We start from the raw sequence: 21,539 nt of genomic DNA, 5'->3' as shown, positions 1-21,539 counted from the left end.
GTCAGGCGGTCGCGTCGACTACGCGACCTGCACGCGCGACTCGGCCAGCGTCGGGTAGTCCGTGTAGCCCTCGGCCGTGGCGCCGTAGAAGAGCTCCGGCCGCGGCTCGTTCAGCTCCTCGTCCTGCTCCCAACGGAGCGCGAGGTCCGGGTTCGCGATCGCCGGACGACCCACCGCCACGGCGTCCACGTGCTCGGAGTCGAGCAGCGCGATCGCTTCGTCACGGGTGGTCACCGACGAGAAGCCCGAGTTCGCGATGAACGGTGCACCGGCGGTCCGACGGATGGTCTGCACGAGGTCCGAGGTCAGTTCGGCCTGCAGCACGTCGACGAACGCGAGCCCGAGCGGCGCCAGGCCCTCCGCGACCGCGGTGTAGGTGGCGAGCACGTCGGCGTCGTCCTCCTCGAGCACTCCTTGGATGTTGTGCTGCGGCGAGAGACGGATGCCGACCCGGTCGGCGCCGATCGCCTCGGCGATGGCGGTGGTGACCTCGACGGCGAAGCGCGCGCGGTTCTCGGGGGAGCCGCCGTACTCGTCGGTGCGGGTGTTCGAGACGGGGGAGAGGAACTCGTGCACGAGGTAGCCGTTCGCGCCGTGGACCTCGACGCCGTCGAGCCCGGCGGCGATCGCGTTGCGGGCGGCCTGCACGAAGCCCTGGACGGCTTCGCGGACCTCGGCGGTGGTCAGCTCGTGCGGGACGGGCATGTCCGCCTTGCTGCCGTCGGCGAGGTGCGTCTGGCCGGGGGCGGCGATCGCGCTCGGGCCGACGATCCGCGGCGTCTCGGAGATCGACGTGTGCGAGACACGGCCGCCGTGCATGAGCTGCATGACGATGGTGCCGCCCTCGGCGTGCACGGCGTCCGTCACGCGACGCCAACCGGCGATCTGCTCGTCGGTCTCGATGCCGGGCTGCCCGGGGTAGGAGCGGCCCTCCTGCACGGGCCAGGTGCCCTCGGTGATGATCATGCCGAGGCCGGCCCGCTGGCGGTAGTGCTCGACGAGCAGGTCGTTCGGGATGCCCTGGGCGCCGGCGCGGGTGCGCGTGAGCGGTGCCATGACGATCCGGTTGCGGAGGTGCAGTGCGCCGAAGTCGGCGGGTTCGAAGAGCTTCACGTGTCCGTTGAACCACGTGTTGCCGGCTGCAATTCCTCTTCGGAGCGGATCGTCAGCGACCGGGGCACACGAGCGTCGATGAACGCACCTGACCCTCGGGACGGATCACCTGGTGCTGCGACAGCGGCTGGCCGCAGATGGGGCACGGGCGGTCGACCGTGCGGTCGTCGACGCCCTCGGGGTGCCCGGCGCCGATCTGCGACGGGCCCATCTTCTCGATGAGCGTGGTGTTCCACTTCTCGTACCAGCGGCCGAAGCGACCCATCGCCCTTCCTTTCGTTAGTGCACGAATGATTCTGCCACGAAGCGTTGCGGCGCGCCAGGGCCATCAGTGGTCGACCCGCTCCAGCAGCTCGGTGAGGTCGTCCTTCAGCGCTTCGAGTCGGGCGAGCGGCCAGCCCAGCCGGTCGGCCACGGCGAGCGGGACGGCCTCGGCACGGTCCCGGAGCGCGCGGCCCGCCGTGGTCAGCGAGACCTCGAGCTGCCGCTCGTCGGCCGTGCTCCGGGCGCGCTTGACGTAGCCGGAGGCCTCGAGCCGCTTGAGCAGAGGACTCAGGGTCGCCGAGTCGAGTCGGAGTTCACGCGCGATCTCGCGCACCGACCGCGGATCGCGCTCCCACAGTGCGAGCATCACGAGGTACTGCGGGTGGGTGAGCCCCATCGGCTCGAGCAGGTCGCGGTACAGGCCGATGACGCTCCGACTCGTGGCGGCGAGGGCGAAGCAGAGCTGCCGGTCGAGGGCGAGCGGGTCGACGTCCGTCTCGGTCATGCCGCCACCCTACGCTTCGTGCACGAACGGACCGACTCTCGCGATGCGCTTTTCCGCGTCGGCTGTGCACGTTCTTTCCCACAGCGCGCGTGATGGCTGGTGAGATCGGGCGTCCTCACCAGGAACGAATGCCCAGGCATGCCCGTTTCCGCCAGGCATGCCCGTTTCCGCCAGGCATGCCCGCTTCCGCCAGGCACGCCCGTTCCTGCCAGGCACGCTCCACCGCGCCGGGCACCACCAGCGGCGACGGGCAACGCACTGGAGGCGCGGTACCGGTCTCGGGGACCGGCACCGCGCCTCCAGGCGGTTGCGTCGGGCGCGGAGCGCCCCGCGGGCTACGCGCGGTGCGTCGGCGTGTGGCCCTCGTGCGGGTTCGCGTCGGGCTCGGCCGCCGCGGCGTGCGCGCCGTGGTGCGCCGCATCGCGACCGCGCTCGGCGGCGGAGAGGTCGCGGCCGTCGTTCCGCTGCTCGCCGTGCCCGCCGCTCGGGTGCGAGCGCTCGAGCTTGGCGCCCTCGACGTCCACGTCCGGCAGGATGCGGTCGAGCCACTTCGGGATCCACCAGGCGCTGCGGCCGAGCAGGTGCATCACCGCGGGGATGAGCAGCATCCGGACCACGAATGCGTCGAGCAGCACACCGAACGCGAGCCCGAAGCCGATCGGCTTGATGGTCGACGAATCCGAGAAGATGAAGCCCGCGAACACGGAGATCATGATGATCGCCGCCGCCGTGACCACCGCTCGCCCGGCGTGCAGGCCCCGCTGGACCGCGACCTTCGCCGAGGCCCCGTGCGCGTACGCCTCGCGCATGCCCGACACGAGGAACAGCTGGTAGTCCATCGCGAGCCCGAACAGGATCCCGATCTCGATGATCGGCAGGAAGCTCAGGATCGGCGCCGGGTCGTGCACGCCGAACACCGCGCCGAGCCAGCCGAACTGGTAGATCGCGGTCAGGCCACCGAACGACGCGAGCACGGACAGGATGAACCCGGCCGTCGCGGTGATCGGCACGAGGAACGACCGGAACACGATGATCAGGATGATGAGCGACAGCCCGACGACGACCGCGAGGTAGAGCGGCAGCACGTTCGAGAGCTTCTCCGACACGTCGATGTTCGCGGAGGCGTTGCCCGCGACGCCGAGCGTGGCCTTCCCGTCGTCGACGCGCACCTGCTGCGAGCGGAGGTCCTGCACGAGCGTCTCGGTCGAGACGCTGTCCGGGCCGCCGGCGGGCTTCACCTGGAACGCGATGATGTCGCGGTCCTTCGACGCCCCGATCGGCAGGACTGCCTTGACGTCGTCGTTCTTCGCCAGGGCCTGGCCGATGGTGACCTCGGTCGCGGTCACGTCGTCCTCGCTGACCGCCTTCGGCAGGTCCGCCACGACGAGCAGCGGACCGTTCTGCCCGGCGCCGAACTCGTCCGACAGGGTCTTGTACGCCTGGTACTGCGACGACTCGACGTCCTCGGACGCGCCCGTGGGCAGGCCGAGCCGCATCTGCGTCGCGGGCAGGGCGACGGTGCCGAGCACGGCGACACCGGCGACGAGGGTGATCACCGCACGCCAGGTCGACATCGGCTTGTTCGGCACCCGGACGGAGTCCGTGTTGCCGATGCGCTCGCGCTCCTTGCGGCGCAGGATGCGCATGCCGAGCAGCGACAGCAGCGCCGGGGTGAACGACGTGGCGATGAGGATCGCGAACAGCACCGCGACGGCGCCGACCGTCCCCATCAGGCCGAGGAACGGGATGCCCGTGATGTTCAGCGCGAGCAGGGCCACGATGACCGTGGTGCCGGCGAACACGACCGCGTTGCCGGAGGTGCCGTTCGCCAGGCCGATCGACTCGTGCACGTCCATGCCGGCCTTCAGCTGCGTGCGGTGCCGGTTGAGGATGAACAGGGAGTAGTCGATGCCGACCGCCAGGCCCAGCATCACCCCCAGCACCGGCGTGACCGAGATGAACTCGACGAGGCTCGAGAACGACAGTGCCGCGAGGGACGCGACGCCGACGCCGAGCACCGCCGAGACGAGCGGGATCGCGGCGCCGATGATCGTGCGGAGCATGAGGAACAGCACGATCGCGGCGATGATCACGCCGATGACCTCGCCCGGACCGAGGATCGACGGCACACCCTGTGCGATGTCGTTCGACACGTACACGTCGACGCCGCTGATCTTCGCCGCCTCGGCCTTGTCCGAGATCGCCTGCTTCGTGCTCTGCGGCACCTCGTAGGTCGACTTCGTGAACTGCACGGTGCCGATCGCGGCCGAGTCGTTCGAGGACACGAAGCGGATGTCCTTCGACAGGTCGAGGAGCTTCGACCCCTGCTCCAGCTCCTGCTCGCTGTCGTCCAGCTTCTGCTCGTTCTCGTCGAGCTTCTTCGTGTTCTCGTCGATCTGCTGCTGGGCAGCGGTGATCTGCTGCTGACCCGCGGTGATCTGCTGCTGCTGCGCGTCGATCTGCGCCTGGGCCTGCTGGAGCTGTGCCTGCGCGGCTGCGGAGGCGGCAGCTCCGGCAGCCTCGGCCTGGGCCTTCTGCGCGTCGAGCTGCTGCTGCGCCTGCTCGATCTTCGTCTTCCCGGACTCCAGCTGCGACTTCTGCGCGTCGAGCTGGTCCTGACCGTCCTCGATCTGCTTCCGGCCGTCCGAGATCTTCTCCCGGCCGTCGCTGATCTCCTTGCGGCCGTCGACGATCTTCTGCCGCTGATCGTCGAGCTGCTGCTGCGTGGTGAAGCCGTCGGTGACGTCTTTCACGCCGTCCTCGCTCTTCAGCCCGTCGAGGAAGTCCTTGACCTCGGTCTTCTGGTCATCCGTGAACGCCTTGCCGTCCGTGGTCCGGAAGACGAGCGTGCCGGTGCCGCCGTTCGCCGACGGGAACTTGTCGGCGAGCTCGTCCTGCACCTGGCTGGTCTTGGTGTTCGGGATCGAGATCGAGGACGAGATCGACCCGGCGAACAGGCTGTAGGTGAGCCCGGCGATGCCCATGATCACGATCCAGGCGATGATCACGAGCCAGTGCCTGCGGGCGGAGAACCGCCCGAGTCGGTAGAGGAGGCCGGCCATGTGGGGTGCCCCGTTCCTTTCGTAGTGCGTGCTGCGTGCTGTGTGGTGACGGGGTGCGCCGGTGGACCCCTTGGGGGTGCGGATCAGTCGGTGGGCATGTAGCCGCTGCGGACGCTGTGGACGAGCCTGCTCAGCAGTGCGTCCCACGCGTCCAGGGATGCGCGGTCGAGCGACGGGCCAGTGTGCGCGAGCCAGTGGTCCGCGATCACGACGATGCCGCTCATGAGCGACTCCACGAGCAGCGCGGCGTCGAGCTCGTCAGCGGCCGGGTGACGGCGCGTGACCTCGTCGCGGAGCCGTTCGGTGACCCGCGAGAACGCGGTCTGCGTGAGCACCGCTGCCTTCGGGTCGGACTTGCCGGGTTCGCCGAGGATCCGGTACATGCTCGCGATCGCCGGCGCGAGGTCGGCTCCGCGGGCGGCGGACTCGAGCTCGTCGAACATCGACGACCGCGACCCGTCGCCGACCGGGGTCTTCGCCATGTCGGCCAGGAAGCGGTCGATGATGACCGACAGCTCCTCTTCGCAGACGGTGAGGAGGACCTCGTCCAAGGACGCGAAGTGGTTGAAGACCGTCCGTCGCGCGACGTCGGCCCGCGCCGCGAGGTCGTCGACCCCGAACTCGCGTCCGCCCCGCTCCGCGATGAGGTCGCGCGCGGCCTGCAGGATCGCTGCACGGTGCTTCGCCTTGAGGGCGGCACGGCGGTCGGGTGCGAGGGTCACGTCTGTAGACACTAGGTGCATCGATGCACTCAGTGCATCGACTCCGAGTGCATGCCCAGATTCGTCCCCCGAGCCGGGTCGGACGCTGAGGCGACCGCAAGGCGGACGGGAGGCCCGTGGCGGCGCCGTCACGCGCCTCCCGTCCGTACGCTGGTCACCATGCACCCGCTGTCGGCCGCCCTCGACCGCTGGAACGCGCTGTGACGGTCCTGCTCGTGAGTGGCGCGCCCGCTAGCGGCAAGACGACGCTCGCGACGGCGCTCGCCGCGCGGCTCGGTTGGCCGCAGGTGCACCGCGACGAGCTCTACGCCGGGATCACGGCGGCCGGCGACGTCGACCGCGACGAGGTCGTGCCGCTCGGTGTCGCCGCGTTCTGGAGCGTGACGGCGGCCTACGCCCGGGCGGGGTCCAGCGTCATCGCGGAGGCGACGCTGTACCGCGGCCAGTCCGAGGCGGAGGTCCGTGACGTCCTCGGCGGACCGTGGCCGATCCGGAACCTGCACTGCGTGACCCCGACCTGGCACGGCCGGTTCGTCGCCCGGGGCCACGAGGCGCGGTTGAACGACCGGGCACTCGCGAACGCTCCGGCGACCGTGCCTCCGCTCGACCTCGGGTGCCCCCTGCTCGAGGTGGACACGACCGACGGCTACGACCCGGGGGTCGACGACCTGGTGCGCTGGGCGACCGTCTGACCGCGTCGGCCTGGTCGATCAGGCCGGCTCGTCGTCCCACGGGACCGGGGTCGTCGTACCGGACTCCCAGTCGCGCCGCAGCACGCCGTAGGCCACCGACGCCAGCGGCTCCCCGCCGGGCACCGGCCACCCCTCTCGGTAGTGCGCCTCCTTCACCCACCCGGCGCGGCGGAACACCCGACGCATGGCGGTGTTGTCCTCGCGCGTCTGCCCCTCGAACCGGGTGACCTCGGGCAGCGTGCGGAACACGTGGTCGGTCGCCGCTCGCAGCGCCTCGACGCCGAGTCCCTTCCCGCGGTGCTCGCCGGCGATCCGCAGGTCGAACAGCGGGACGGGGTCCTCGAGGTCCTCCAGACGCAGCACCCCGACGCGGTCGTGCTCGTCGGAGTCGATCCAGAACGAGTCGTGCTCGTCGTCGCGCCACGCGCCCTCGTCGATGCCGCGCTCGGCGTCGGCCCGCTCGATGCGGCGTCGCACGTGGAACGGGAACTCCTCCGTCGTCAGGAAGACGACCAGGGCCTCCCGGTCGGCACCGGTGGGGTCGAGACGGGTGAGGTGGACGGCCATGCGGGCCACGCTACCGGTGCTCGGTTTCCCGCACGGCCGTGCGGCTTGCCGCCGTCGACCCCGTGGACGGAGGCGCCGATTCGTTCCGTGGGTGAACCTGTCGGTGACAGGGCAGTACAGGAGCAGATCGTGACACGGCAACGCACCTCGCGACGGCGCGAGCGGACGACCTCGACGCGCGGGGGCCTCCTCCGGGGAGCCGTCGTGCTGGTCGTCGCCGGGGTCACCGTCGCCGTGATGCTGGCGTTCCTCACGCCGGCGCAGGGCAGCGAGCTCGTCCCGAGCCTGTCGCCGTCACCGAGCAGCGCGACGTCCACGGACCACTCGGGCGCTGCCGCCACCAGCGGGACGACCGACGCAGGTGCGCCCACCGGCGCTGCGGCGTCCGGCGACGCGTCCGCGTCCGGCTCGACCCGGGAGGGCACCCTGCAACCACGCACCCCGACCGCGTCCTCGACCCCGAGCGCCTCCGCCAGCCCGACCGTGCCGGACCCCGTGCTCGGCCCGCAGGCGGCGTTCTTCGAGGACTTCACGACCCCGGCGGCCAGCGGCGGGCAGTTCGGGGCGAAGTACGCGAACGCCTGGCAGGCGTACGACGAGGGAACGAGCGACAAGTACTACTCCGGCGCCCTCATCAGCGCGCACGACGGTGTCATGGACGTCGCGATGAACGGCACCCAGGGCGCTGCCGGGGTCTTCGGACCGCCGGCGACGGCGTGGGCGCAGACCGGTGGCACGTTCAGCATCCGCATGAAGGTCGAGGGCGGTCGCGGCAACGGGACGGCGGTCATGCTCTGGCCGACGTCGAACGACGCGTCCGAGGGGGAACTCGACTACCCCGAGGGCGGGTTCTCCGGCAAGCCGGACGTCTTCCACCACTCGATGGTGCCGGGGCACGCCGACAAGGCCTACCGGATCCTGACCGATGCGTCGTGGAAGGACTGGCACACCTACACGACGGTCTGGGTGCCGGGGAAGTCGGTCAGCTACTTCCTGGACGGAGTCCTGCTCGAGACGGTGACCGAGTCGGTGCCGACCACCCCGCACCGGTACACCTTCCAGATCGGGAACACCGGCAAACCCGGGCACGTGCTCATCGACTGGGTGTCCATCCAGCCCTGAGCCACCCGGTCGTGCAGGCTGGGGTCGTGCGTGGAACCCGGTGGACGGCCCTCGTCGTCGGCATCGCCCTCGGCGCCGTCCTCGTCGGCTGCTCCGGCCCGGACGCACCGAGCGGAGGGACGTCGCGGCCGGTCGACTCGGCACCGGCACCGCGGCCGAGTGCGCTGACCGCAGCCCCGACGGTCTCGGCGAACGCGGACTCCGCGTTCGCCGCGCTCGAACGTGGGTCCGACGCTCGGCTCGGCGTCGTCGCGGTCGACACGGAGTCCGGGACGACGCTCGCGTACCGCGGCGGCGACCGCTTCCCGTTCGCGTCGACGAACAAGGTGTTCATCGCCGCGGCGGTGCTCGACCGCTCGTCGGCGGCCGACCTCGACACGGTGGTGCACTACGACCGCGGCGACCTGCTCGCGTACGCTCCGGTGACCGCACGGCACGTCGACACCGGGATGACCGTCCTGGAGCTCGTCGACGCGGCCGTCAGCATGAGTGACAACACCGCCGCGAACCTCCTCGTGGAGCGGCTCGGCGGACCGGACGCCGTCGAGGCCTGGCTGCGGGGGATCGGCGACCGGACGACCCGGGTTGACCGACTCGAGCCCGAGCTCAACGCAGCGACCCCCGGTGACGTCCGCGACACGAGCACCCCTGAGCAGTTCGCCGCCGACCTGCGCGACGTGCTCCTCGGGGACGTCCTCGACGCGGACGACCGCCGGGTGCTCCAGCGCGCGATGCTGGCGACGACGACGGGCGACGGGACGATCCGTGCCGGTGTGCCGTCCGGGTGGCGGGTCGCCGACAAGACCGGCACGGGGGAGTACGGCGTGCGGAACGACATCGGCCTCGTGACGCCTCCGGGACGGCGACCGATCGTGCTCGTCGTGATGACCCGCACCGACCGCCCGGACGCCGGACCGTCGGACGCCCTCGTCGCCGAGGCCACCCGGACCGCCGTCGGCGCACTCCGTCGTTGACGCCGGGCACGACCGCGGAGGACCGCGCGACGTCGCGCCCCGGCCACCCGCGACGACGATGCCTGCTGCTCACCGGGGCAACGCGTGCGCCCAACGTGCCACGGCGTCGTACGCCCGCTCGCGCACCGCGGGCTCGGACAGCACGACGTCGTGCAACGCTCCCCGCAGCCGCCGCACGGTGACCTCGTCACCGAGCGACAGCGCCCGGTGCGCCACGACGTCGACGTTGAGCGCCACGTCGGCGTGCGCCATGCCCTCGTCCCACCGCGGCTGCAACATGCTCTTGTCGCTGAGCATGACGAGCACCGGCACCGTGATCCCGAGCCCCGCCTCGACCCGCGCCTGCCCCTCGAACACCGCCGACAGCCACCCGGGGTGCAGCGGGAACCCCCGCTCCGGTCGCCACCGCTGGTCGTACGTCCACGACCCCTCGCCGCTGGCGGACACGGTGCGGGTGTAGAAGCCGGGGTCGACGGCCGGCATCGGGGCGAGCGGGTTCCGCCGCGCACCGAGCTTGAGCACCGGCGCCACGAGCGCCCGTCCGATCGCCGCGCCCTGGAACTCCAGCCACGGGCTGTTGAGCACGAGGCCGTCGACGAGTTCGGGGTGTCGGGCCGCCCACAGCGAGAGGGTCAACCCACCGGTCGAGTGGCCCATCGGTACCAGGCGTCGGCGCGGGCCACCGCGGTGTTCGGTCGAGATCGCGTCGAGTGCGGCCGCGATGTCCTCGTCGTAGGTCGCCAGGTCCCCGACGTCGCCCGGCGTCTGGTGCGGGCGGAGACTCCGCCCGTACTTGCGGAGGTCGAGGGCGTGGAAGCGCGCGCCGAGCCGCTCGATCCGCTCCGCGAGCTCCACCTGGAAGAAGTAGTCGGACCACCCGTGGACGTAGAGCACGTCCACACCGTGCAGTGGTCCCCGCGGCTGCAGGAGCGTGTCCGTCGGGCTGTGTCGCCGTCGGACGAGGGTGGCGACGACCGGTCCCTCGCGGTCTTCGCCGAGCGGCAGTTCGAGCCGCTCGAACGGTGCCCCCAGGACGTCCTCGCGCCACCCGTTCCCCGCCATCAGTCGAGGCTACTCGCGGCGCCCCGGCCGCTCCGCGCCGGGGCCGTCGGCGGTGCGGTCCGAACCGGTCGTTGCCGGAACGTGACCAGACGACGGCCGGGAGGCCCGTGGCGGCGCCGCCACGGGCCTCCCGGCCGTCACGGGGTAACGATCCGTACCGACTCGGCGCTCTCCCAGTCGACGTGCCGGGTATCCCCCGTGAGATCCCGGGGACCGTCCGGTTCCGCCCGGCACGGTCCGACACGAAGGCACCGATCCGCGGTGCACGAGGGGGACACATGGGGTTCGGACGAGTGATCGCAGCGGCGAGCGGCTTCGTCGGCGGCAGCGTGCTGGCGGGCCTGGTGGTCGGCGTCGGCGTGACGCCGGCGGTCGCGCTGGTGGGGTTCGGGACGTCGTCGGCGATCGACGCGTTCTCGTCGCTGCCGGAGTACATCGAGGTCGGCGAGCTGCCGAGCCGCAACGAGGTGTGGGCGTACCGCGGCGGCAAGCCCGTGCACCTCGCGGACGTGTTCGACCGGAACCGCGAGCAGCTGCCCTACGACCGGATCAGCGAGACACTGAAGCACGCCGCGGTCGACGGTGAGGACAAGCGCTTCTGGGAGCACGGCGGCGTCGATGCGACCTCGCTCGTCCGCAGTCTCGTGAGCGTCGCGGCGAAGCAGGGGAAGGGCGGGTCCGGCGGATCGACGCTCACGATGCAGCTCGTCCGGAACATCAAGATCGAGCAGGCGTCGCAGCTGCCCGCGGCTGAGGCCGAGGCGGCGGTCGCGGAGGCCACGGCCCGGACCCCGCAGCGGAAGCTCGAGGAGATCAAGCTCGCGATCGGCCTGGCGAAGCGGTACTCGAAGCAGGAGATCCTCACCGCGTACCTCAACATCGCGTACTTCGGCGACCAGACCTACGGTGTGCAGGCCGCAGCGCAGCGCTACTACGGCAAGGACGCCACCGATCTCAGCCCGGCCGAGGCGGCGTCGCTCGTGGCGATCGTGCAGTGGCCGGAACGCCGAGACCTCTCGACGCCGGCCCACCACCGGGACAACCAGGCACGGCGTGACGTCATCCTGCGGGCAATGCACGAGCAGGGTCACCTCTCCGCGGCCGACCTGCGGACCGCCCTCGCGTCGAAGCCGGCCGAGTACGTGCACCTCACCGCGCCGCAGCAGGGGTGCGCCTCGGTCGTCGCGGGCGCCGAGTACTTCTGCGAGCACGCCGTGCAGGTCGCCCGGACCCTGCCCCAGCTCGGAGCCACGCAGGCCGAGCGTGACGCCGCCTGGCGCACGGGCGGGTACCGGGTGCAGACGACGCTCGACCTGGATCGGAACGGCCAGCAGAAGGAGCTGCTCGACCGGTACGACCCGGCGACCGAACCGGCACTCGCGCTCGGGGCGACGTTCGACTCGGTCGAGGCGTCGACCGGCCGGGTCCTGACGATGGCGCAGAACACCGCGTACGACCGTTCGGCCGCCGCGGCCCGGGGATCGAGTTCGCTGAACTACGCCGTCGACGAAGCCTCGGGGAACTCCACGGGCTTCCAACCCGGTTCGACCTACAAGGTGTTCACCCTGCTCGCCTGGCTCGAGGCCGGACGGAGCCCGGACACGGTGGTCGACGGCACCCGGCACGAGCAGCGGACGTGGACGCAGTGCGGACAGACGATCGACGCACCGTGGAACCCGCGGAACGACTCACCGGGACAGACCGGCCCGTACTCGGTCCATGCGGCCACCGCACAGTCGGTCAACGGCGCGTACGTGTCGATGGCCGCGCAGCTCGACCTGTGCGACATCCGGGACGTCGCGGAGCGGCTCGGCGTCCACCTCGCTACGGGCGGCCGGGTCGGCGCGAACCCGGCCGCGATCCTCGGCACCGAGAACATCGCACCCCTCACCATGGCGTCGGCGTACACGGCCATCGCGAACGGCGGCGTCCGCTGTGACCCGGTCGTGGTGGACCAGGTCGTGGACCGGACGGGGACGGACCTCGGCGGACAGCCGGAGACCTGCCGACAGGTGCTCTCGCCCGCCGTCGCCGCAACCGCCTTCGAGGTCATGCAGGGCGCGTTCCGCGGTGGCACGGCGACCGGCGGGCAGACCGCTGACGGGATGACCCTGTTCGGCAAGACGGGCACGACGGACGTCGCGGACCAGGTGTGGCTCGTCGGCGGCACCGCACGCGTGGTGACGGCGTACTGGCAGGGGAACACGGACGGCGGGAAGACGAACCTGCGGTACGTCGGGAACGGCCAGGGCGGGACGTACGCGGGGGCGCGGGCCTCGGTGTGGAGGCAGGCACAGGAGGCGGTGAACGCGGCCTACCCGGCGGGATGAGCGGCGCCGCGGTCGCGGGGTGAGCGCGGCCGGCCGGCGCCGCCGGGCTCCCGAGACTCGGCTGGGCGGACAGTTTCGCGGCCCTCGGACCGCGAAACTGTCCGCGGGCCCGAGTCTCGCCCCGCCCTGCCTCGCCTCGCCGGGGCCGGGGCCGCGGCTGCGGCCGGGGCCCCGGCGCTACCGGTCGAGTGGTTCGCTCTCGGTGATCCACGTGGCGAGCTGCCGCATCGCCGCGGCCTGGGACGCGTAGTCGAGCACGGGCGACGTCCACGGGTGCACCTGTCCCGCGACGAGCGCCGGCTGGTCGGCGAAGGTCGGCTGCTCCACGAGGTCGTCCGCCTGGTAGCCCTGGTCCGAGAGCAGCAGCACGTCGCCCCGGACCTTCCCGGCGTTCGGCCATGAGTACACGCCCCACGCGTAGCCCTTCGGCCCGGGCACGGTCAGGTCGGCTCCGTGCGACGCCAAGAGCTGCAGCGCGGGGACGTCCTCGGGCCGGGCGACGTAGACGCCGTCGTGGTCGGCGTACAGCGCGGTCAGCCGGACGTCGTGGTCCCGGGTCGCTGACTCCAACGCCGACGCCGCGTCGTCGAACTCGGTCTCCGCGGCGTCCACGACGGACTGCTCGGCGCCGAGCGACCGCGCGAGGTCGGTCACGTCCCGGACGACTTCGGCGCCGTCACCGCCCCACCGGACCTCGGCGACGGGGGCGATCTCCGCCAGTTCCCGCTGCTGCTCGGTGTCGGCGATGCCGGTCCCGACGTGGCCGGACGGGAGCGTGCCGGCGGCGTCCACCGGCGCGATCGTGGTGATGATGAGGTCGGGGTGCAGTGCAGCGACCCGGTCGACGTCGACGCCGTCCGAACCGTCACCGTCGCCGTCGGTGGTGCTCGCCGATCCGATGTCCGCGATGCCGTCGGTGTCGAGCCCGTCCCACCGGCTGTCCGCCGCGAGCGGCAACCGGCCGAACGTGCCGACCGGGTGCAGGCCGTAGCGGACCATCGAGATCGCGACGTCGTCGAGGGCGACCACCCGCTCGGGACGTCGGTCGAGCCGGATCGTCGTCCCCGTGGCGTCCTGGTAGGACCAGCCGGTGGCCTTCGCGCCGCCGCCACCACCGCCGTCCGGCGCGGTGTCCGTACCGGACGGCCCACTGCAGCCGGCGAGGGCCAGCGCGCACGCCACCGCCGCGGCGAGCACGAGGGCGCGCAGGGGCCGGCGGGGGAGCGTCACGACGAGCAAGGCTAGCCGGACGAGCGGAGACTGCGCGGTGCGGGTGCTGGGTCGATGTGTGCGTCGAGGGGTCACGGCGCTCGCTGGCGCCGCCCGGTCCTTCCCACAACGCCTGCCATGGGGAGCAGGATCGGGCGTACCTGGTCGGATGGTTCGACCAGGCACGCCCGGGTCGACCAGGTACGCCCGGGTCGACCAGGTACGCCCGGGTCGACCAGGCACCGCCGGGCGCGCGGCGCGACCAGCAGACGGACGGGAGGCACGGTGCCAGCCGGCACCGTGCCTCCCGTCCGTGTGGTGGTGGCGTCAGCCCTTCAGACCGGACCCGGTCACACCCTCCACGATCTGCCGCTGGAAGATCAGGTAGAGGATGATCAGCGGCAGCGCCGCGAGGATCGCGCCCGCCTGGATGTCGGCGTAGCGCTGCCCGAAGCTGCCCTGGACCGTGGCGAGCCCGACGGGGATCGTCATGAGATCCGGGTTGGACAGCACGAACAGCGGCAGCAGCAGGTTGTTCCAGACCCCGACGAACGTCAGGATCGCGACCGCTGCGATGACCGGACGCGACAGCGGCAGGATCACCGACCAGTAGATCTTCCACATGCCCGCACCGTCGATCCGTGCCGCCTCCTCGAGCTCCCGCGGGATGCCGTCGAAGAACTGCTTGAAGATGAACACCGCGATCACAGCGGGCACCTGCGGGAAGATGACCGACCAGTAGGTGTTGAGCAGGCCGACCGCGTTGAGCTCCTGGAAGATCGGGATGATCAGGACCTGCGTCGGGATCATGATGCCCAGGATGATGAGCAGGAACGCGACGTTGCGGCCGCGGAACACCAGACGGGACAGCGCGAACGCCGCCATCGAGGCGAACAGCACCGTGAGGGCGGTCGTCACGAGGCTCGTGATGCCCGACGCCAGGTACCAGTTCCAGATGTCGCCGGCCTGGAACAGCGCGGCGTAGGAGTGCAGCGTCGGGTTCCAGTTCGACAGGATCGCGTTCGCTCCGAGCGCCGCGACGCCGTTGTCGGACAGCGACGTCTTGAGGGCGAACAGACTCGGGATGAGCCAGATGACCGCGAACACCCCGAGGATGATGCCCGCGACGATGTTGAAGCCCTTGCCGGAGACGCCGATCTTCGCGGCGTTCGCCGGGGCTGCGGCCGACACCCCGGAACGGAGCTTCGGCCGGGCGGTGGTGAGGCTCTCGGTGGTGGTCACGTCAGGCACCGATCTCTCGCTTGGCGGCAGCGCGCTCGACGAGCTGCCGGATGACCGCGATCGCGACGATCACGATGAACAGGAGCACCGACGCTGCCGAAGCGGCGCCGAGGCGGTTGTCGGTGAAGCCGACGCCCGTGATGAGTTGGAGCGAGACCTGGGTCGAGATGCCCGGTCCGCCGTTCGTCATCAGGTACACCTGGTCGAAGATCTTCAGGCTCGCGATGATCTGCAGCAGGATCACGAGCGTGGTCGTGCGGCCGAGGAGCGGCAGCGTGATCGACTTGATCTGCTGCCAGCTCGATGCACCGTCGACCGCGGCCGCTTCGTACAGCTCGCGCGGGATCTCCTGGAGGCCCGCGAGGTAGAGCACGAAGTTGAACCCGAGGGTCCACCAGACCGTGGCGATCGCGACGCCGATCATCGCGGTGTTCGGGCTGGCCAGCACCCCGGCGCCCGGCGTGATGCCCAGTGCCTGCTGGACCGACGCGAACAGACCGGTCGCGGGGGTGAAGATGAACACCCAGATCAGCGAGATCGTCGCCGACGGCAGGATGAACGGCAGGAAGAACGCCAGGCGGAAGAACCACTGGCCGCGGTTCATCCGGTTCGTGAGCACCGCGAACACGAACGCCAGGATCACCAGCGGCGGCGTCGTGTAGAGCGTGAACTGCAGCGTGTGCCAGAGCGACGACCAGAAGTCGGCGCGTCCGAGCATCTCCGCGTAGTTCGCGAACCCGGCGAAACTGCCGAGCCCGGTGCGGACGGTCGAGGTGTTGAAGAAGCTCGAGACGATCATCCAGACCGTCGGGCCGAGCAGGAAGGCCAGGTAGAACAGGCCGAAGGGGGCGAGGAACAGCCATCCGCTGCGGCCTTGGCCACGGGTGGTGCTGTTCGCACGCGTGCGGAGCCGCCCGGGGACCGTTGCGGCCTCCGTCGGGCGGGTCAGGACTGGTGCTGCGGTCACGTCGTCGTGCCTTTCGCGCGGGGCTTACAGCGGGCTGGGGGTGTTGAGGTACGTGCTGAGCTGGCTCTTGATCGCCGAGAGGGCGGCCGCCGGGCTCGAGGAGCCCTGCTGCACGAGCGCGAGTTGCGCGCCGACGGTGTTCTCGAACGTCGAACCGGAGCCGCCGTACCAGGCGGGGTCGTCGAACACGGCGCTCTCGGCAGCGGACGCGTAGTCGGACTGCGGCTCGAGCTTCTTGTAGGCCGTGCTGTCGAACGTCGGCATGTAGGCCGGCACGTGCCCGCCCTCGGCCCACGTCATGCTCTGCTCCAGCATCTGCTTGATGAAGAGCATGTGCGCCTTCCGCTGCTCCGGCGTGCGGTCCTTCCTCGGCAGGATGAAGGTGTGCGAGTCGGCCTGGGTGGCCGGCTTGTCGAACAGCTGCGGGATGGTCGTCATGCCGAACTTCAGGCCCTTGATCGACTGCGCCGTGCTGATCTCCCACTCGCCCTGCATGAAGAACCCGGCCTTGCCCGTGAACATCAGCGTCTCCGCGGTGGCGTAGTCGAGGCCCTTGTTGAGCCAGCCGTTCTTGACCCACTTCTGCGTCATCGAGGTCACCGTGTCGTAGGCGTCCTCGTCGACCGTGAGCTTCGAGCCGCCGTCGCTGATGAACGGTGTGACGCCCTTGATCTGGTTGTACATCGTCCAGAAGAAGCGCCAGGGGGTCGCGACCTCGCTGACGTTCGCGACGTTGAGCGCGACCCCACCGGTGACCTTCGACACGGCGGCGAGTGCGGCCTCGAACGTGTCCAGCCCGGACAGGTCCTTGAGCTTGCCGTCGCTGTCGATCAGACCGGCCTTCCGGCACACGTCAACGTTGTAAAAGAGCACGAACGGGTGCGTGTCGAGCGGGATGCAGATGTTCTTCCCGTCGGTCTTCTGTGCCGTCCAGGCCTTCTGGTTGAAGTCGCTGGCGCTCAGGCCGACGCTCGCGAGGTCGTCCGAGGTGATCGGGTCGAGCAGGTCGCCGTCCCACAGCGGCTTCGCGCGGGTGAGGTGGGCGATCGCGACGTCCGGCGGCTTGTTCCCGACGGTGGCCAGTGTCACCTTCGAGTAGTAGGGGTTGCCCCACGCGAACGTCGTCGCCTGGATCGAGGACGGCCCGCCGTGCTGCTTGGCGTAGCCGGCCTCCATCTGCTGCATGCGAGCGCCGTCACCGCCACCGAAGAGGTTCCAGAAGACGAGGGTCTCGGGGTTGAGCGGGGCACCGGCGATGCCCGCTGCGAGCGGACTCGAGCAGGCGGCGAGCGGCAGCACGGTGGCGGCCGCGGCTCCTGCGGCGAGCAGGCTCCGCCGGGTGAAGGATCCGCCGCGCGGCTGCACGGGCGGGGTGGGTCGGATCGGCATGGCATCACTCCATCGGGACGGGCCGAGCGGAACAGGGTCGGTGTTCCGTACTGGAGCGGCGTCGTGGCCCCGGGGGTGAGGCTCCTTCGCTGCTCCGGTCGGGACGACGTGCCGTGGGGGCATCATCGCTCCGTGAGCGCTCACATTAGCGCCGGACACGCCGGAGCACCACCCCTTTCGTCCTTGCCCGGGACCGGCTAGCGTTGACGGCGGGTGAGCGCTCACTTTCGTGTCACCCCGATGCACGACGATCGAAGGAGATCCATGCCCCGCACACACCTCGTCCTCGACGCCGCGTTCACCGTGGGGCCGGTGCGCCGTCGCCTGTTCGGCGGGTTCGTCGAGCACCTCGGACGGCACGTCTACGACGGCATCCACGAGCCGGCGCACGAGACCGCCGACGAGCACGGCTTCCGCAAGGACGTGATCGAGCTCGTCAAGGAACTGAACGTGTCCGCGATCCGCTACCCGGGCGGAAACTTCGTCTCCGGCTACAAGTGGGAGGACGGCGTCGGCCCGGTCGAGCAGCGTCCCCGTCGTCTCGACCTCGCGTGGCACTCCACCGAGACGAACGAGGTCGGCCTGCACGAGTTCCAGCACTGGCTCGACCAGGTCGACTCGGAGCTCATGCTCGCCGTGAACCTCGGCACGCGCGGTACGCAGGAGGCCATCGAGCTGCTCGAGTACGCGAACATCGACGCCGGCACCGCGCTCAGCGAGTACCGCCGCTCGAACGGCCGCCAGGAGCCCTTCGCGATCAAGATGTGGTGCCTCGGCAACGAGATGGACGGCCCCTGGCAGCTCGGCCACAAGAACGCGGACGACTACGGCAAGCTCGCCGCGATGACCGCGAAGGCCATGCGACAGATCCAGCCCGACCTCGAGCTGGTCGCCTGCGGGTCGTCCGGCGCCTCGATGCCGACGTTCGGCGAGTGGGAGCGCACGGTCCTCGAGCACACCTACGACGACGTCGACTACATCTCGGCGCACGCCTACTACGAGGAGGACGGCGACATGTCCTCGTTCCTCGCCTCGGGCGTCAACATGGACCACTTCATCGACACCGTCACCACCGCGGCGGACCACGTCAAGGCGCACAAGAAGTCGGACAAGCGCATCGACATCTCGTTCGACGAGTGGAACGTCTGGTCGATCAGCAAGTGGAACGAGCAGCAGAAGACCTTCGAGCTGCAGGACTGGCCCGTCGCGCCACGCCTGCTCGAGGACGTCTACACCGTCGCGGACGCCGTCGTCGTCGGTGGGCTCCTCATCTCGCTGCTCCGCCACGCCGACCGCGTGGCGTCGGCGAGCCTCGCGCAGCTCGTCAACGTGATCGGCCCGATCATGACCGAGCCCGGCGGCCCGGCCTGGCGCCAGACGACGTTCTTCCCGTTCTCGCTCACGTCGAGGCTCGCGAACGGCACCTCGCTCCAGGTCAAGGCCTCGGGCGACACGGTCGACGGGGGCAAGTACGGCGAGGTCCCGGTCGTGGACTCCGCCGCGACCATCGAGGACGGCAGGGCGGCGGTGTTCCTCGTGAACCGCCACCAGACCGAGTCGACCACCGTCACGATCGACCTCGCCGGGGTCGGCGCGGACGGCGAGGTCCGCGCCGAGGGCATCTGGGAGGACGACGTGCACCTCGTCAACGACCTCGCGGACACCGAGCGCGTCGGCCTCCGCACCAACGAGACCGTCCGCCGCGAGGGCGACACGATCACGATCGAACTGCCGCCCGTCTCCTGGACGGCCGTCTCGATCGGTTGAGGACGCCTCGGCGCGCGCCGCGGCGAGCGTCGAGTGAGCACAGCGGGTGCCGGGTCGCGAGAGCGGGTCGGCACCCGCTGCCGTGTGCGGTGCGATGCGCGGACGGCCTGGAGGCGCGGCTCGTCTCCGTCGGACCGGTCACGTGCACCAGGGGCCGGCGATGCGGTCAGCGTGCTCGACACGTGTCGGCGGGCTAGTGTGGTGTGCGGGAACGTCGTCCGTCACCGGGACGACAGCGCCGTCGACAGGAGCGGGATGACGCAGGCACCACCCCGTCGGACCGTCCGGGCGACCGACACGGGTCCCATCGTGCTGTCCGGGCTGCGGGCCGCGTGGGAACCGCTCGCGAAGCAGGCCCTCGTGACCGCACTCATCGTCGGGGCCGCCGCCGCGAGCACCCTGCTGCCGATGTGGCTGACGGTGACGGACGCCACGGCGATGTGGACCGGCGCGGGTCTCGCGGTCGTGCTCCTCGGCCTCACGGCGCTCATGGCCCGGTCGACGCGCCTGGCCCGCGTCGAGATCCTGGTGCCCCTGCTCGACTTCGTGGCGATCGGCCTGCTGCGTTTCGGCACCGGGGAATCGCGCTCGGTGTTCCTGGCGATCATCATCCTGCCGGTGATCTGGATCGCCGCCGGCCACGGGCGCTGGCGCGTGGCCGTTCCCCTGATCGGCACGGTCGTCACCCTCCTCCTGCCCCTGCTCCTCGCCCCCGGACGGGTGTTCCCGGCGAGCGAGGGCGTGCGACTCGTGATCGTGGTCGTCACCTTCGGAGCGGCCGCGGCCGTCGTGAACGAACTCTCACGGCGATCCCTCCTCCAGCTCACCGCCGCCCAGCGTTCGCGCCGGGTCGCCGAGGCCGAGGTCTCCCAGGCGGCCATCGTGCAGCGCTCCCTGCAGCCCGTCGACGGCAACGGACTCCCGTCGGCGATCCGTGTGGCGGGCACCTGCGTCCCGGCCCGCTCCGTCGGCGGGGACTTCTACGACTGGTACCCGACACCCGACGGCGGCATGGGCTTCACGCTCGGCGACGTGATGGGCAAGGGTGTCGGTGCCGGCATGATCGCCGCAGCGGTCCGGGCCGTCATCCGGAGCAGCCTCGGGGAGCCGGACCCCGCGCTCGCGTTCCGGTCGACCTCCGCCGGCCTGAGCACCGGTTCCGTGGACATGGTCAGCGCGCAGTTCACGACGTGCTTCCACGGGCGGATCAGCCTCGACGGTTCCCTCCGTTGGGTGGACGCCGGCCACGGGCTGACCCTGGTCCGGCGGGCTGCGGGTGGCAGCGAGTTCCTCCGCTCCGCACACCTGCCGCTCGGGGTCGGCTCGGGGTGGACCAGCGTCGAGACGGACCTCCAGCCCGGCGACAGTGTCATCAGCGTCAGCGACGGGGTGCTCGACCTGTTCGGCGGCGACCTCGCGTCGCTCGACCGGTGGCAGGCGTTCGTCGATGCCCGCGAGGACGTCGATCGTCTCGTGTCCGACGTCACGGCGCTGGCCGAGCGCGGCGACCGCGCCGACGACGTGACGGTCGTCGCCGTGACGTGGGGTGGCGCCTCGAAGGCGTGACCGTCCCGGAGCCGTGCGATCCGCGCCTGGCCGGGTCGTGCCTCCGGACCGCTCCGGACAGTCGCCGGATCAGGGGACGGTCGGACCGGTCGACCCGATGACCGACAGGAGCCGGAGGCGGTCAGCGCTCTCGCTGCCGGGCTCGGCCGTGTACACGAGCAGGTGCTGGGCGCGGTCGGCGTCCTGCAGGACCTGGCACTGCAGGGTGAGCGGACCGACTTCCGGGTGGACGTAGTGCTTCTCCTCGGACGGCCGGATGCCGACCTCGTGCCGCGCCCACAGCTCGCGGAACTCGTCGCTCCGCGCGAGCAGGTCCTCGGCGAGGGCGGCCGCCCGTGAGCCCGGCCCGCGTCGCGCGAGCACGTACCGCAGACCGGAGGCGTACATGCGCGAGAGGAAGTCGTGTTCCTCCTCCGGGTGCAGCGCCCGAGCCGACGGGTCGGTGAACCAGCGGTACCCGATGCTCCGCGCGTGGCCCGTGCGGAGCGAGGCATCCCCGACCAGCGCGGCGGCGAGCGGCGTCTGCCGGAGCGTCTCCCCGAGCTCCGTGACGATCTCGGCGGGCGTGTCCACGAGCCGGTCGAGGATGCGCATGATGCCCGGTGCCACGTGGTCCGACCCGGCACCCCGTGGGGGCGGCTCGTGCCCGGCCAAGCGGAAGAGGTGGTCGCGCTCGTCGAGGGAGAGCCGGAGCCCCTGGGCGATCGACGCGAGCATCTGGTCCGAGGGCTGCGGGCCGCGTTCCCGTTCCAACCGCGCGTAGTAGTCCGCGGACATGTTGCTGAGGAGCGCCGCCTCCTCGCGCCGGAGTCCGCTCGTGCGACGTCGCACCCCTCGTGGCAGGCCGACGTCCTCGGGCTGGAGTGCGGCGCGACGACTCCGCAGGAAGTCGGCGAGTCCGGTTCGGTCGATCATGGGGCGATCCTCTCGCACCCGGGGTCCGCTCAGCCACGGATCGTCAGGCCGTGGTTGCGGGACGGGCGTCC

18 protein-coding genes are annotated in these 21,539 nt (G+C 71.0%); 6 read left to right on the top strand and 12 right to left on the bottom strand.

Annotated features, from left to right (window positions below; all coding sequences use genetic code 11):
• Positions 1-18: 18 nt before the first annotated feature.
• The 5 genes from NS184_RS08585 to NS184_RS08565 form a co-directional block, all read right to left on the bottom strand.
• Positions 19-1,113 (bottom strand): alkene reductase, encoded by a 1,095-nt coding sequence (locus tag NS184_RS08585; RefSeq protein WP_058725705.1) that lies wholly within the window; start codon positions 1,111-1,113, stop codon positions 19-21.
• A 52-nt stretch (positions 1,114-1,165) separates the two neighbouring features.
• A complete protein-coding gene (locus tag NS184_RS08580; protein ID WP_058725704.1) occupies positions 1,166-1,378 on the bottom strand; it encodes a hypothetical protein in 213 nt (70 codons plus the stop codon).
• A gap of 63 nt (positions 1,379-1,441) precedes the next feature.
• On the bottom strand, positions 1,442-1,882 hold the full coding sequence (locus NS184_RS08575) for a MarR family winged helix-turn-helix transcriptional regulator (RefSeq protein WP_058725703.1): 441 nt from the start codon (positions 1,880-1,882) through the stop codon (positions 1,442-1,444).
• Between the two features lie 335 nt (positions 1,883-2,217).
• The gene (locus NS184_RS08570; protein ID WP_058725702.1) at positions 2,218-4,944 is read right to left on the bottom strand and encodes an MMPL family transporter; all 2,727 of its coding nucleotides are present in this window, start codon (positions 4,942-4,944) and stop codon (positions 2,218-2,220) included.
• A gap of 83 nt (positions 4,945-5,027) precedes the next feature.
• Positions 5,028-5,666 carry a TetR/AcrR family transcriptional regulator gene (locus NS184_RS08565; protein WP_193750430.1) on the bottom strand — a complete coding sequence of 213 codons (639 nt, stop codon included), beginning with the start codon at positions 5,664-5,666 and terminating at the stop codon, positions 5,028-5,030.
• A 215-nt stretch (positions 5,667-5,881) separates the two neighbouring features.
• Between NS184_RS08565 and NS184_RS08560 the strand changes: the two genes are divergently transcribed.
• Positions 5,882-6,358 (top strand): AAA family ATPase, encoded by a 477-nt coding sequence (locus tag NS184_RS08560; protein WP_193750429.1) that lies wholly within the window; start codon positions 5,882-5,884, stop codon positions 6,356-6,358.
• A gap of 18 nt (positions 6,359-6,376) precedes the next feature.
• Here the strand turns inward: NS184_RS08560 and NS184_RS08555 are convergent, their stop codons facing one another.
• Entirely contained in the window at positions 6,377-6,925 is a 549-nt protein-coding gene (locus tag NS184_RS08555; protein WP_058725699.1) for a GNAT family N-acetyltransferase, read from the bottom strand.
• Positions 6,926-7,054: 129 nt separating this feature from the next.
• Between NS184_RS08555 and NS184_RS08550 the strand changes: the two genes are divergently transcribed.
• The gene (locus NS184_RS08550; protein WP_058725698.1) at positions 7,055-8,047 is read left to right on the top strand and encodes a glycoside hydrolase family 16 protein; all 993 of its coding nucleotides are present in this window, start codon (positions 7,055-7,057) and stop codon (positions 8,045-8,047) included.
• 26 nt (positions 8,048-8,073) lie between these two features.
• On the top strand, positions 8,074-9,021 hold the full coding sequence (gene bla, locus NS184_RS08545; protein WP_058725714.1) for a class A beta-lactamase: 948 nt from the start codon (positions 8,074-8,076) through the stop codon (positions 9,019-9,021).
• A gap of 69 nt (positions 9,022-9,090) precedes the next feature.
• Here the strand turns inward: bla and NS184_RS08540 are convergent, their stop codons facing one another.
• A complete protein-coding gene (locus NS184_RS08540) occupies positions 9,091-10,083 on the bottom strand; it encodes an alpha/beta hydrolase (RefSeq protein WP_058725697.1) in 993 nt (330 codons plus the stop codon).
• 278 nt (positions 10,084-10,361) lie between these two features.
• On the opposite strand from NS184_RS08540, the gene NS184_RS08535 reads away from it, so the two are divergent.
• Entirely contained in the window at positions 10,362-12,413 is a 2,052-nt protein-coding gene (locus tag NS184_RS08535; RefSeq protein ID WP_083513566.1) for a transglycosylase domain-containing protein, read from the top strand.
• 177 nt (positions 12,414-12,590) lie between these two features.
• Here the strand turns inward: NS184_RS08535 and NS184_RS08530 are convergent, their stop codons facing one another.
• The 4 genes from NS184_RS08530 to NS184_RS08515 form a co-directional block, all read right to left on the bottom strand.
• The gene (locus NS184_RS08530; RefSeq protein ID WP_152998138.1) at positions 12,591-13,643 is read right to left on the bottom strand and encodes an ABC transporter substrate-binding protein; all 1,053 of its coding nucleotides are present in this window, start codon (positions 13,641-13,643) and stop codon (positions 12,591-12,593) included.
• Between the two features lie 306 nt (positions 13,644-13,949).
• Positions 13,950-14,864, bottom strand: coding sequence for a carbohydrate ABC transporter permease (locus NS184_RS08525; RefSeq protein ID WP_058725694.1), 915 nt, complete (start codon positions 14,862-14,864; stop codon positions 13,950-13,952).
• 1 nt (position 14,865) lies between these two features.
• Positions 14,866-15,831, bottom strand: a complete 966-nt coding sequence (locus tag NS184_RS08520) for a carbohydrate ABC transporter permease (RefSeq protein ID WP_083513561.1) — start codon at positions 15,829-15,831, stop codon at positions 14,866-14,868.
• Between the two features lie 24 nt (positions 15,832-15,855).
• Positions 15,856-17,220 carry an extracellular solute-binding protein gene (locus NS184_RS08515; protein WP_058725693.1) on the bottom strand — a complete coding sequence of 455 codons (1,365 nt, stop codon included), beginning with the start codon at positions 17,218-17,220 and terminating at the stop codon, positions 15,856-15,858.
• A gap of 264 nt (positions 17,221-17,484) precedes the next feature.
• Between NS184_RS08515 and NS184_RS08510 the strand changes: the two genes are divergently transcribed.
• Together NS184_RS08510 and NS184_RS08505 are read left to right on the top strand one after the other, a co-directional pair.
• Positions 17,485-18,987, top strand: a complete 1,503-nt coding sequence (locus NS184_RS08510) for an alpha-N-arabinofuranosidase (RefSeq protein ID WP_058725692.1) — start codon at positions 17,485-17,487, stop codon at positions 18,985-18,987.
• A gap of 255 nt (positions 18,988-19,242) precedes the next feature.
• Complete coding sequence (locus tag NS184_RS08505; protein WP_152998137.1) at positions 19,243-20,553, top strand: PP2C family protein-serine/threonine phosphatase; 1,311 nt, start codon at positions 19,243-19,245, stop codon at positions 20,551-20,553.
• A gap of 69 nt (positions 20,554-20,622) precedes the next feature.
• Here the strand turns inward: NS184_RS08505 and NS184_RS08500 are convergent, their stop codons facing one another.
• Positions 20,623-21,468: a helix-turn-helix transcriptional regulator gene (locus tag NS184_RS08500; RefSeq protein WP_058725690.1), complete on the bottom strand. Its 846-nt coding sequence runs from the start codon at positions 21,466-21,468 to the stop codon at positions 20,623-20,625.
• Between the last annotated feature and the right edge of the window lie 71 nt (positions 21,469-21,539).

The organism is Curtobacterium luteum, from assembly GCF_001475545.1.
Lineage (GTDB): Bacteria > Actinomycetota > Actinomycetes > Actinomycetales > Microbacteriaceae > Curtobacterium > Curtobacterium luteum_A.
This window is presented reverse-complemented; position numbering and strand designations above follow the sequence as displayed.